This is a genomic window from Mycobacterium lehmannii (assembly GCF_001499925.1).
GTDB lineage: Bacteria > Actinomycetota > Actinomycetes > Mycobacteriales > Mycobacteriaceae > Mycobacterium > Mycobacterium lehmannii.
On sequence record NZ_LQIR01000041.1, the window covers coordinates 1 to 13,007 of the forward strand.

At 65.0% G+C, this 13,007-nt stretch carries 8 protein-coding genes; 3 read left to right on the forward strand and 5 right to left on the reverse strand.

Features of this window, described 5'->3' with window-relative positions; all coding sequences use genetic code 11:
* A partial coding sequence (locus tag AU192_RS19215) for a hypothetical protein (RefSeq protein WP_207544958.1) occupies positions 1-452 on the forward strand: 452 nt, incomplete at its 5' end.
* 73 nt (positions 453-525) lie between these two features.
* On the opposite strand, the gene AU192_RS19220 is transcribed toward AU192_RS19215, so the two are convergent.
* Positions 526-1,107: a sigma-70 family RNA polymerase sigma factor gene (locus AU192_RS19220; RefSeq protein WP_242656980.1), complete on the reverse strand. Its 582-nt coding sequence runs from the start codon at positions 1,105-1,107 to the stop codon at positions 526-528.
* 155 nt (positions 1,108-1,262) lie between these two features.
* On the opposite strand from AU192_RS19220, the gene AU192_RS19225 reads away from it, so the two are divergent.
* The gene (locus AU192_RS19225; protein WP_064399083.1) at positions 1,263-2,540 is read left to right on the forward strand and encodes an FAD-dependent oxidoreductase; all 1,278 of its coding nucleotides are present in this window, start codon (positions 1,263-1,265) and stop codon (positions 2,538-2,540) included.
* Positions 2,541-2,644: 104 nt separating this feature from the next.
* Here the strand turns inward: AU192_RS19225 and AU192_RS19230 are convergent, their stop codons facing one another.
* The 3 genes from AU192_RS19230 to htpG form a co-directional block, all read right to left on the reverse strand.
* The gene (locus tag AU192_RS19230) at positions 2,645-4,489 is read right to left on the reverse strand and encodes an ABC transporter ATP-binding protein (protein ID WP_064399085.1); all 1,845 of its coding nucleotides are present in this window, start codon (positions 4,487-4,489) and stop codon (positions 2,645-2,647) included.
* Positions 4,486-6,411 carry an ABC transporter ATP-binding protein gene (locus tag AU192_RS19235; RefSeq protein ID WP_064399087.1) on the reverse strand — a complete coding sequence of 642 codons (1,926 nt, stop codon included), beginning with the start codon at positions 6,409-6,411 and terminating at the stop codon, positions 4,486-4,488. The genes AU192_RS19230 and AU192_RS19235 overlap by 4 nt, the downstream gene beginning before the upstream one ends.
* 168 nt (positions 6,412-6,579) lie before the next feature.
* On the reverse strand, positions 6,580-8,505 hold the full coding sequence (htpG, locus tag AU192_RS19240) for a molecular chaperone HtpG (protein WP_064399088.1): 1,926 nt from the start codon (positions 8,503-8,505) through the stop codon (positions 6,580-6,582).
* A 342-nt stretch (positions 8,506-8,847) separates the two neighbouring features.
* Here htpG and AU192_RS19245 point away from each other — a divergent pair, with 342 nt between their 5' ends.
* A complete protein-coding gene (locus tag AU192_RS19245; RefSeq protein ID WP_064399090.1) occupies positions 8,848-9,732 on the forward strand; it encodes an SDR family NAD(P)-dependent oxidoreductase in 885 nt (294 codons plus the stop codon).
* Between the two features lie 4 nt (positions 9,733-9,736).
* Here the strand turns inward: AU192_RS19245 and AU192_RS19250 are convergent.
* Positions 9,737-13,007: non-ribosomal peptide synthetase (locus tag AU192_RS19250; RefSeq protein WP_120275721.1), on the reverse strand; the 3,271-nt coding region annotated here is incomplete at its 5' end.

Below are 13,007 nucleotides of genomic sequence, written 5' to 3' on the forward strand. Positions count from 1 at the left end.
GAGGCAAGAGGTGGAAGCGGCACAACAACACTCCTCAATCAAAACGAGTGCTGTTGCATCGACCCCCTGAACCGAAGGCACGAATCTCGCGCATTTCTTCAGATTCGGCGGGGTTCCCGCGGCTGAGTGCATCCTTTCCGGGATTCCGCCGTCTGTACATGGCGGAAGCGGAAAACGGACCGCTCAACCGAAAGGAATCCATGATGAACATTCGTGCACTCGCGACGAAGACCGTAGCGGCGAGCGCTATGGCTCTGGCGCTGACCGGCATCGGAACGGGCGTGGCGGAAGCCAAGCCACGAGATGGCTCATGCGGTGCGTTGTATAACGCGGCTTACGACGCCCGGGCGAATGCCCTCCATTACGAGCAGCAGGGGGATGCGCAGAACGCCCGTTACTGGAACCAAACCTTCCAGATGACCATGCGAAACATCGAGAGACGGAATTGCTAACCCCGCCTGACCGGCCCGGCCCCATAGAGCAACGTCGCGCTCGATGGGGCCGGCCACTTAACCAGAAGGTCGATCATGCCGTGCATTCGCAGTTGGGCGGCGGCGTGTAGTCCATCGGCATCCCGCGCGCGTCCAGGGTCAGTGCGCAGCACTTCGTGAGTAAAGCGGCGAGCTGCTTCCTGGCACGCTGTACCCGAGATTTCATGCCCGGCAGGCTGATTCCCTCCAACTCGGCGGCGGCGGCCTGGGTGACGCCGTCGATATCCGTCAGCTGAAGCGCCCGTCCGTACTCGGGCGACAGCTGATCAAGCATGGGCCGCAGGCACGCGGCCAATTCTCGATGCACGCGGTGATCGTCGTCATAGCTGGTGACGTCGCTGGCGAGCCGGTCACCGGGTGAAGACTCCAGCATTTCGCGGTCCGCACCGACGCGCCGGTAGTGATCGATGATCGCATTGCGGGCGATCCGGAACAGCCAGCCCGCGAGCCGGTCACGGTCATCGAGGGTGGGCAGGCCGCGGTGAACCCGCAGCATGATCTCTGCGACGAGGTCGTCGGCGTGATGCGGGTCCGCGACGCGGCGCCCGACAAATGCACGGATTTCCCCGCCGAACCGTCGCCAGACCTCGTCTGTTGGCTTGGCCTCGGTGATCACCTCAGTCGGCTCCATCGTCGATCCCCTGTCGGTAGTCGCCACTCCTACCGAGTACAGACGACGGTACCTCCGAAAGGATGCAGTGACTCCGACATGCATCCATATCCCCCGCAGCTCGTCAGAACAGACGAACAAGCCCATTAGGAGGGATCACCATGCCGCATCAACTTCCGATCGCCGTTCTCGGTGCCGGCCCGACCGGCCTGGCGGCCGCGGCCCACCTGTCCGAACGCGGTCTTCCATTCGTCGTTTTCGAGGCCGGGGAATCGGTCGCGGCCAGCATCCGGAGCTGGGGGCATGTTCGGCTGTTCTCGCCCTGGCGGACCAACATCGACCTCGCTGCGCAGCGTCTGCTGAAGGCCAACGGCTGGCGCTCACCGGATCCGGCCGCCTATCCCACCGGAGCGGAGATCGTCGACGACTATCTGAGGCCGCTGGCACAGCTGGCGGTTATCGCACCCCACATCCAGCTGAGTCAACGTGTCATCGGCATCACCCGGCTGGGCGTCGACAAGCTGCGCCACGAAGACCGCACCGACCGCCCGTTCATCGTCACCACCAGCGGCCCGGCAGGCGTCACCCGAACACCCGCACGCGCCGTGATCGACGCGACGGGGACCTGGCTGACACCGAATCCGATTGGGGCCGAGGGTATCCCTGCTATCGGCGAGGAGAAGGCCGCCGGGCAGATCAACTACGGAATCCCCGACGTGCTCGGCACCGAGCGCAGCCGCTACGAAGGCCGGCGAGTGGCCGTCGTCGGCAGCGGACACTCCGCCAAGCACGTCGTCCGCGAGCTGTCGGTCCTGGCAGGGGAAGCCGTCGGCAGCACGATCACGTGGATCGTGCGCCGAGCCAACGACAACCTATTCGGCAACGAGGCTGATCCCCGGCTACCGGAGCGCGGCAGGCTGGGCGCCGACGCGCACCGGCTGGTCGACAGCGGCCGGGTGCGGCTGGAGACGGGCTTCCGGACCGAACGAGTTGAGCTCGTCGGGTCGGGCGTCGTGCTGGTGTCCCCCGATGGGCGCGAGGTCGGTCCGTTCGACGAGATCATCGCGGCAACCGGCTTCCGGCCCGATTTCTCCTTCCTGCGCGAGGTCCGCCTCGACCTCGACCCGTGGGTGGAGAGCACCCGGGCGCTGGCGCCGCTGATCGACCCCAACGTGCACTCGTGCGGATCGGTGCCTCCGCACGGCGCGGCGGAACTGGCCCATCCGGAGGAAGGATTTTATGCGATCGGCGCCAAGAGCTACGGTCGCGCACCCAACCTCCTGTTGGCCACCAGCTACGAGCAGACCCGTTCGGTGGTCGCCGAACTCGCCGGCGACCACGACGCTGCCATCCGCGTCGAACTCGTCCTGCCGGCATCCGAATCGGCGTGCGGCGCCAAGACACAACCAGAACCGGCGACGAGCGCATGCTGTGGTTGAAGCGGCGCGGTGGGGCCCGCCGCAACTCCGGCGGGCAACCATCGCGCTGACGATCACCGAGCTGATCTCCTGGCACGTGCCGCTGGACGGCGCTGGCAGTCGGCTCAGGCCAGCGACTCCACCCATGCGCGGTGCAGCGCGGCGTAGTGACCGCGCGAGCGGGCGATCAGTTCGCCGGGTGTGCCGTCCTCGACGATCCGGCCGTGCTCGAGCACCAGCACACGATCGGCGACCTGGACGGTGGACAAGCGGTGCGCGATCACCAAGGCCGTGCGGTCGGCGAGCACCGTCTCGAGAGCGCGCTGCACCATGCGCTCGCTGGGAATGTCCAGCGATGACGTTGCCTCGTCGAGGATCAGCACCGCCGGGTCGGCGAGGAACGCCCGCGCGAACGCGACGAGCTGCCGCTGCCCAGCCGAGAGCCGACCACCACGCTTGGCGACGTCGGTGTCGTATCCCTCGGGCAGTGCCGCGATGAAGCGGTCGGCGCCGACGGCTTCTGCCGCCGCGGCGACCTCGGCCTCGGTGGCGTCGGGCCGGCCGAACCGGATGTTGTCGGCGATGGTGCCGTCGAACATGAAGTTCTCCTGGGTGACCATGACGACGTGGCGGCGCAGTTCGCTCTGCGAAAGGTCGCGCAGGTCAACACCGTCCAGCGTCACCGAGCCGAATGTCGGATCGTAGAACCGCGCAATCAGCTTGGCGATCGTGGTCTTTCCCGCGCCGGTGGTGCCGACCAGCGCGACGGTCTGGCCGGCAGGCACCTCGAGCGTCAACCCAGGCAGGACCGGGCGGTCGGCGACGTACTGGAATCGCACATCGCGGAAGGCGATCTCGCCGCGCACGTCGGTCAGCGTCACGGGGTGCTTCGGGTCGTTGATACCCGGGCGCTGGGCAAGCACCCCAGCCAGTTTCTCCAGGGCCGACGCCGCCGACTGGAACGTGTTGAAGAACTGCGAGATCTCCTGCATCGGTTCGAAGAACATGCGCAGGTAGAGCAGGAACGCGGTCAGCGTGCCAATCGTCATCTGTCCGTTCAGGACGCGGTAGCCGCCGTAGAGCAGCACCACGCCGGTGGTGAGGTTGCCGACGAGTTTGACACCCGGCATGAAGATCGCGAGCAGTTGGAAGGTGCGCTCGTTGTCGGCCTTGTAGCGGTCGGCGATGTCTTCGAAGATCTGCTGGTTGCGCGGTTCGCGGCGGTAAGCCTGCACAGCCTTGATGCCCGTCATCGTCTCGACGAACTGCACGATCACCAACGCGGCGCTTTCGCGCACCCGCCGATACGTTCTCGCCGACTCGTTGCGGAACCACCACACCAGCCCGATCAACACCGGGAAGGCACCAAGGCACATCAACCCGAGCCGCCAGTCGAGCACGACGAGCAGGATCGCGGTGCCGAACAGCGTGAGCACCGCGGTGACCAAGCTGTCGAAACCGGTCTCCAGCATGTCCTGGATGGCCTCGACATCATTGGTGGATCGACTCACCACCCGCCCCGAGGTGTAACGGTCGTGGAAGGCGATGTCCAGGCGCTGGAAGTGCCGAAACACCCTGCGGCGCAGCTCCAGAAGCACTTTCTGGCCGATGCGCCCGGAGCGGCGGAGGAAGAACATCCGACTGGTGGCCTGCACCGCCACGACGATGGCGAGGGTGCCGACGATCATCAGCAGCGTGTGGGCCGGCCCGCCTTCGACGATCGGCGGGATGCCCCGGTCGATACCGCGCTGCACGAGGATCGGAACCGACAGACGCGCCGCGTTCTCCACGACCACGACGAGGGCGAGGAGCCCGACTGTGAAGCGGTAGGGGCGCAGCAGGTCGCCGAGAAGTGAACGGGCCTCGCGGCGTCGGTCGACGGTCTCGTCGATCGGCAGATCGTCCTGGTGTTCTTCGAACTTGCCGCGCCATTCTGGTGTCGCGGTATCAGTGGTGTCGGTCGCGGTCATCGGCGTTCGGCCTCCGAAGCGGCGAACCGTCGCTGCGCCGGGTCGCGGTGCAGCGCCTCCTGCTCCTCGACGGCGTGGTCGAGGCGGCTGCGGTCCCGAGCGTCCTCCCACGCGCACGAGCGCTCGGTGCCGTCGGCCAGCTCGTCGTCGGCGGCCAGCAGGTACCGGTACTGCGGCACTTCAGCGAGCAGCTCGGCGTGGGTGCCGACATGGGTGATCGTGCCACCCTCTAGCAGCGCTACCTTGTCGGCAAGCAGGACCGTCGATGCACGGTGGGCCACAACGATTCCGGTGACGGAGTGCAGCACCCGGCGCAGCGCCTCCTCGACAACCGCTTCGGTGTGCACGTCGAGCGCAGACAATGTGTCGTCGAGAACGAGGATCTTGGGCGCCGCCAGAATCGCACGCGCCAGAGACAGCCGCTGTCGTTGCCCGCCGGACAGGCTCATGCCCTGTTCGCCGATGCGGGTGTCGAGGCCGAACGGAAGGTCGTAGACGAAGTGCGCGGCCGCGACGTCGACCGCCTCGGCCAGGTCGTCATCGGACGCGTCCGGTCTCCCAAGTCGTAGGTTTTCGGCGACCGACATGGAGAACAGCGTCGGGTCCTCGAACGCAGTGGCCACCGTTTCACGCAGCGCGGGCAGGCTGAGCTCCCGGATGTCGCGGCCGTCGATGCGGATGGAGCCTTCGGTGACGTCGTACAACCGGGACAGCAGCGCGGCCAGCACCGACTTTCCCGATCCCGTCGAGCCGACAAGCGCGAGCGTCTCCCCCGGTTCGACGGTGACCGTGACGTGGCGCAGCGCACACTCGTCCGAGTCGGGGAATCGGAATCCGACGTCGACGAGTTCCAGGCGCCCGCCACTCGGCGGCTGGTCCACGGGACCGTCGACGATATCGATTGGCGTATCAAAGATCTCGGTGATCCGGTTCGCGGCGGTGAACGACTCCTGCGTCATCGACAACAAGAAGCCCAAGGAGGCGATCGGCCAGACCAGCGACAGCATCATCGTGATGAACGCGACCAGGGTCCCCAGGGTCACGTGACCTTCGCCCGCGGCGTAGGCGCCCAGACCGAGCACCAGGATCAACGTCAGGTTCGGGATGACTTCGAGCAACGTCCAGAACTTCGCCGAGACCGACACTCGATCGAGCTGCGTGTCATAGAGATCGGTGAGTTGGTCGTCGAACCGCTCGTAGACGTAGTCCTCGCGTCCGAAGGACTTCACCACCCGCAGCCCGAGCGCGGACTCCTCGACGTGGGTGGCGACGTGACCCGCCTGATCCTGCGCCAGCCGCGACAACCGGGTGTACTCCCGTTGAAAGTGCAGCACGGTCAGTGTGATCGGCACGATCGACACCATCACCACCACGCCGAGCGGCCAGTACATCGCGAGCAGGATGGCTGTCACGACGGTGATCTGCAGGCCGTTCAGCAGCAGGAAGAGCAAGCCGAAGGACATGAAGCGACGAATAGTACTGAGGTCGTTCATGATTCGCGACAGCAACTGGCCGGACTGCCAGCGCCCGTGAAAGCTCATCGGCAGCACCTGCAGCCGGGCGTAAAGATCTTTGCGGATGTCGGCCTCGACGCCCATGGTGGCGCGCGCCGCCAGCCAGCGGCGGATGAACCACAGCACCGCCTCGGTGATACCGACGCCCATCGCGGCGGCGCCGAGCAGCCACAGCCCCTGCTGATCCTGATGGCGCACCGGACCGTCGATGACGGCCTTGGTCATCAGTGGGATTGACACGGTGGCCGCCAGGCTGGCGATGGCGACGGTGACCATCGCGATCCAGCGCGCCCGATACGGCATCAGGTACGGCAGCATCCGCCACAGGTCCGAGCTCGCGCGTCGGCGTTGCGGTGGCGGGGCGATGGCCGGCGCTGAGCGCAGGTCCTGGATTACGGGGTCAACCACTTAGCCCATCTTCCCACGCTGGGCAAACGGATAACGGCTGCGGCGAACTGCCCGCTTCGATGCTCATGAAATCACCGTAGAACCTCAACAAGGGATGAGGTCAACGGCTTCCCACGCCGCTGACCAGGGCACATACTGGGTACCCAGGTTCGGCGCGCTCGCCCGCGGTCAGACGGTACGGGCGAGGCGTTCGGCGATGAGCCCGGCGAACTTGGCCGGGTCGTCGGGAAGGTCGCCTTCGGCGAGAAGAGCCGTGCCGTAGAGCAGTTCGGCGGTGTCGTTCAGTGCGGCCGCTTCACCGCTGTTCTTGTGCGCCTCCCGCAGACCCGTGACGAGCGGATGCTTCGGGTTGAGCTCGAGGATCCGCTTCGAGACAGGGACCGTCTGGCCCGAGGCCCGGTACATGCGGGCCAGTGCGGGTGTGATGCCGAAGGTCGGGGTGATCAAGCACGCCGGGGAGTCGGTGAGACGGGTGGACAGCCGAACCTCGGAGACATGCTCGCTCAAGGTCTCCTTCAACCAGTCGAGCAGATCTGCGAACTCCTTCTGTTGTTCCTCGCGCTCGGCATCGCTCTTGTCCTCATCCGAGTCGAGGTCGACCTCGCCGCGCGCGACCGACTGCAGCGGTTTGCCGTCGAACTCGGGCACAGAGCCCACCCAGACCTCGTCGACCGGGTCGGTGAGCAGCAGCACCTCGTAACCCTTGGCCTTGAAAGCCTCTAGGTGGGGCGACTTCAGGAGTTGTTCGCGGGACTGTCCGGTGGCGTAGAAGATCTGCTCTTGACCGTCCTTCATCCGCTCGACGTACTGGGCGAGGGTTGTGGGTTCGTCGTCGCTGTGGGTGGAAGCGAACGACGAGATCCGCAGCAGGGTGTCGCGGTTGTCGAAGTCCGACATCAGACCCTCTTTGACGACGGGTCCGAAGTGGGTCCAGAACGTGCGGTAGTCGTCGGGCCGTTCGGACTGCAACTCCTGGATCGTCGACAGGACCTTCTTGGTCAGCCGGCGGCGGATCGCGGTGACCTGTCGGTCCTGTTGGAGGATCTCGCGAGAGACGTTGAGCGACATGTCTTGTGCGTCGACGACACCCTTGACGAAGCGCAGGTACATCGGCATGAGGTCTTCGCAGTCGCCCATGATGAACACGCGCCGCACGTACAGCTGGATACCGACCTTGGCGTCGCGGGTGAACAGGTCGAAGGGCGCTTGCGACGGGATGAACAGCAGGGCCTGGTACTCGAAGGTGCCTTCGGCTTTCATCGCGATCACCTCGAGAGGGTCGTCCCAGGCGTGCGCGATGTGCTTATAGAACTCCTTGTACTCCTCGTCGGAGACCTCGTCCTTGGACTTGGCCCACAGCGCCTTCATCGAGTTGAGGGTCTGCGTCTCGACGGTGACGGTTTCCTCACCGCCCTCTTCTTCCGGCGGGGTGCGGCGCTCGACGTCCATCCGGATGGGCCAGGCGATGAAGTCGGAGTACTTCTTGACCAGCGCCCGGATTTTCCACTCCGAGGTGTAGTCGTGCAGCTGGTCCTCGGTGTCTTCGGGTTTGAGGTGCAGGGTGACCGAGGTGCCTTGAGGCGCGTTCTCGACGGATTCGATGGTGTAGGTGGCCTCGCCGCTCGATATCCACCGGGTGGCCTCGCTTTCGCCGGCCTTGCGGGTGAGCAGCTCGACCTTGTCGGCGACCATGAACGTCGAGTAGAAGCCGATCCCGAATTGGCCGATCAGTTCCTCGGCGGCGGCCGCGTTCTTGGCCTCACGCAACTGCTGCCGGAGCTGGCCGGTGCCCGACTTGGCGAGCGTACCGATGAGTTCGACGACCTCGTCGTGGGTCATACCGATGCCGTTGTCGCGGACGGTCAGGGTGCGGGCCTCTTTGTCGGGGACAATCTCGATGTGCAGGTCGGAGGTGTCGACGTCCAGGTCCTTGTTGCGCAGCGCCTCCAGCCGCAGCTTGTCCAGCGCGTCGGAGGAATTCGAGATCAGCTCCCGCAGGAACGAATCCTTATTGGAGTAGACCGAGTGGATCAGCAATTCCAGGAGTTGGCGGGCCTCTGCCTGAAACTCCAACTCCTCGACTCGAGCAGTCATGCACCCTCCGTTTCGCTGTCCAGTTTGCGAAAGTCCGCGAAACCATATTACTGATAGCGCGTTGACCACTGATCATGGTGATCACCGTCTCCGCGCCCGAAGTTGCCAGAGGACTTGGAGAGCGCTCAACCCACGGCTTGACAACCGAACGAATGTATTCATGGTCGTTGCCGCCGGCCAGCGGCCGCGGCAAAATCGCTGGATTTGAGGGGTGATGCGGCGATGCGCTGCCCTTGCTACTGTTTCTGCGGTCCCCTACACATCCAGCAGATCATGTAAGGCTCGACGCTCAGCCGAGTACGCTCTGGACCGCCGAAGGGGGGTCGATGACGAGGAGCAACGTTGGCTAAGTCGAAGGTCACCATCAGCGGTCGCACAGCGGTCATCAGTGGTGCCGGGTCGGGGATGGGTCGCAGCCTTGCTCAACGGCTCTCGGCACACGGCAGCCCGGTGGCGATCTCGGACATCAACGAGCAGGCGCTGAAGGAAACCGAGGCCAGTCTGACGGGGCCGGTGTTGTCACGCGTTCTCGATGTCAGCGATCCCCAGGCGCAGACCTCCTTCGCCAAGGAGGTGCGTGACTGGACCCCCACCATCATCGGCTCGGTCTTCAACAATGCCGGTGTCGTCTTGGCGGCCAAGATCCTCGACGGCGATCCGGCTGACGAAGAATGGTTGTGGAACATCGACTTTCGCGGGGTGGTCAACGGGACGCGGGCGTTCCTGCCGATGCTTGTCGAGCAGGGCGAGGGCGTCATCGTCAACACCTCGAGCGTGTTCGGTCTGGCCGCCGTTCCGAACCAAAGCGCCTACTCGGCGGCGAAGTTCGCGGTGCGCGGGTTCACCGACGCACTCCGTTACGAGATACGGGACACCGGGGTCAGGGCGGTCAACGTCTTCCCCGGCGGGGTGAACACCAACATCGTGCAGAATGCGCGTTTCAAAGAAGGCTCGGAGCTTGGGATCACCCGCGAGCAGATGGTCAAGGATTTCGCGGCGGTCTCGCTCACCCAGCCCGACAAGGCCGCCGAAATAATTCATCGGGGCGTGGAGGCCGGTAAAGCGCGCATCCTCGTCGGGCCGGACGCCTACGCGTGGGACCTCCTTACGCGGCTGACGCCCACCTACTACTTGGACGTGACGAGCAAGTTCCAGGGCCTCGTCGAGACGGCTATGCGGCTTCCCAATCGCTTGCGCGGACGCAAGGTGACCGACAGCTCGGCATAGGCGTCTACAGCAGTCCGAGCAGTTGTAGGTCGGTGGCGTACTTGACGATGACCGGCGCGGTGACGTGGGGGATGTCCGGCTTGTCTTTATCCGGACCGATTTTGGCTTCCTGTACAGCGGCGCGGAAACGGTCGGTCGGTCCGTAGGCGCCCAGGGTGGGCTCCGGCGGCTGCAGCGTGTTGGCGTTGTGCAGCAGCACCAGAAGCATCTGCAGCACCGAGTGCTGGCGTTGCTTATCGGGTAGCGCGCGCAGTGCGGTTTCGAAGCGCTGTAGCCATTGGTCGAAGTCGTCGATGCGTTCGATGTCGTAGCCGGCTTCGATGAGCCAGTCGACGTATTCGTCGAGTCCGATGCCGTCGTCGTGGGGGTTCATCACGTGATAGGTGGCGAACCCGTCGACGGTCTGTACGCCCAGGGTGGCGATGGCTTCGGCGACGAAATCGACCGGCAGCCCATCGAAGTGGGCCCGTTTGCGGTTGCCCTGGGCGTCGCGCTGATAGAACGACCCCGGCGCCACCCCGGTGGCCAGCAAGCTGAGCACGAGCCGGGTCGCGTTGTCCGAGAGATTCAACTGACCCGCATATGTCGGGTCGGCCAGGATCATGCCCGAGCGGAACACCGACACCGGCAGCCCGCACAAGTCGTGGGCTTCGCGTAGCAGCACCTCGCCGGCCCACTTGCTGTTGCCATAACCGTTGGCATAGCCAGAATCAACGACCCGGGTCGCGCTGATGTCGCGGATGTCGGCGTCCTCGACGAACGCCGACGGGTCGATCTGACGGCCCACATCGGAGGTCGACACGAACGCAAACGCCTTGAGCTTGGTAGTCAGCGCGAAGCGGATCAGCTCGGCGGTGCCCACCACGTTCGGACCGAACAACTCGTTGTAGGGCAGCGCACTGTTGACCACAGCAGCCGAATCCACAATCAAATCAACAGAATTCGCTAACCGGCGTCGTGTATGCTGATCCAGTCCCAAGTCGGGTCGGCCTTTGTCTCCGGCGATGACCTCCAAATGCCGAGCGGCCAGACCGTGGAAATGCCGCAACAATCTCCGATCGCCGCTGTCGAAGGTGTCGTCCAACCGGCGTCGGGCGTCGTCGTCGGTCTTGGCGCGCACCAGGCAGATCAGTTTGCCGTCGACCTGTTCCATCTGTTCGAGCAACTGCAACACCAGATAGCGGCCCAGAAAGCCGGTCGCCCCGGTCAACAACACCGTGCGCACCTCAGCACTGGGACCTGGCAGGTCCGGCGCACCAGCCAGGGTGGCCTCATCGAGGAACTTGTCCAACGTCAGGTCCCGGGCGTGGATCTCGGTAGCACCGCGCCCGTGCACCTGCTCGAACAGGGCAGCGCTGGCATCGTCGGAGCCTGCGGCCTCCAGTCGGTGCGCCAACCCGGCCACCGTCGGCGCCTCGAACAACGCATGCACCGACAGATGGCTGTCGAGGGCGGTGTTGATGGCGGCGGTTACCCGCATCGCCGATATCGAGTCGCCGCCCAGATCGAAGAACGCATCATCGACCCCGACCCGCTCCACACCCAATACCTGGGCGTAGATGCCGGCCACAATCTCCTCGACCGCGCTCGAGGGCGCCCGATACTCGGTGGCGTTGCGATATTCCGGCGCCGGCAGGGCCCGCCGGTTGAGCTTGCCGTTGACCGTCAACGGCAACGCCTCGAGCGCAACCACCGCTGACGGCACCATGTACGCCGGCAGCCGCTCGGCCATCGTGGCACGCAACTCGGCCGGATCCGCCGTCCCGGTGATGTAGCCGACCAGGCGCTTATCGCCGGGACGATCCTCACGCGCGATCACCGCCGCCTGATCCACCCCGTCGAGCGCGGCCAACACTGCCTGAATCTCCCCGAGCTCGATCCGGTATCCGCGGATCTTGACCTGATCATCTGCCCGGCCCAGATACTCCAGCTGCCCATCAGAATTCCAGCGCACCAGATCCCCGGTGCGATACATCCGCGCTCCCGGCTCCCCGAACGGGCATGCCACAAACCGTGACGCCGTCAGTTCGGACCGGTTGAGGTAGCCGAGGCTCACACCGCGACCCGCCAGATACAGCTCACCAACTACCCCGGCCGCCACTGGGCGCAGCCATTCGTCCAGGACGAATGTCGCCCCACCGGGCACCGGCGAACCAATCGGCACCACCGATGAACCCGTCACCAACGGCGCACTGATCGCCGCATAAATCGTCGTCTCGGTCGGACCGTAGGCGTTGAGCATCACCCGCCCCGGCGCCCACCGATCCACCACCTCACTCGGGCAGGCTTCCCCGGCGACGACCAACGTCGTCGACTCCAAGCCCTCCGGCGACAACATCCCCACCGCCGACGGAGTCTGGTACAGAACAGTGACGCCTTCAGCGACCAGCAACTCGTGCAGGTGATCGGGCGACGCGGCCACCGATTCGGGCACCACCACCAGACGGCTGCCATGCAACAGCGCACCCCAGATCTCCCACACCGACACATCGAAAACCAACGAATGCCACTGCGACCACACCTGGCCCGGACCCGCGGGCATATCCGAATGCAACGACTCCAGAACTTGGGTCACGTTGTGATGAGTCACCGCCACACCCTTGGGCACCCCCGTCGTACCCGACGTATAAATCAAGTACGCGACATCACCAGGCGCCGGCGGCAACAGGGTGGTTCCAGGTCGTTCGTCGGCCGGTGCATCGATATCGACGACGGGCACGTCCAGTCCGTCCAGACGCGCCCGCAGTCCACTCGTGGTGCACACCGCCGCCGGGTCAGCATCTTGGAGGATGAATTGCAGACGGACCGCCGGCAGAGCCGGGTCGATCGGCAGATAGGCCGCACCGGTCTTCAGAACCGCCAGTATCGCGATCACCGCCCGGGCTGACCGCTCCGACAACACTGCCACCCGCTGTCCTGGCCCTGCTCCCTGTCCGATCAGTTTGTGCGCCAACCGATCAGCAAGGTCGTTCATCTCCCGATACGTCAGCGATGAACCGTCGTACGTCAGTGCGACGGCGTCGGGAGTGCGGCGGACTTGCGCTTCGAACGCTGCCGGAATCGAGACCGGCGCCTCCACTGTCTCGCTCAATACCGCACGGTTGCTCCACTCGTCGAGCTGGATGTATTCGTCGGTGTCGAGAATGTCGATCGTCACGAGTTGTCGGGTGGGGTCGGTGGTGAAGGCGGTCAGGATGCGTTGGAATCGATCGATCATGGTGTCGATCTCGGTGGTGCTGAACACGGTGGCGGCGTATTCGGCGCGCAGTCCCCTC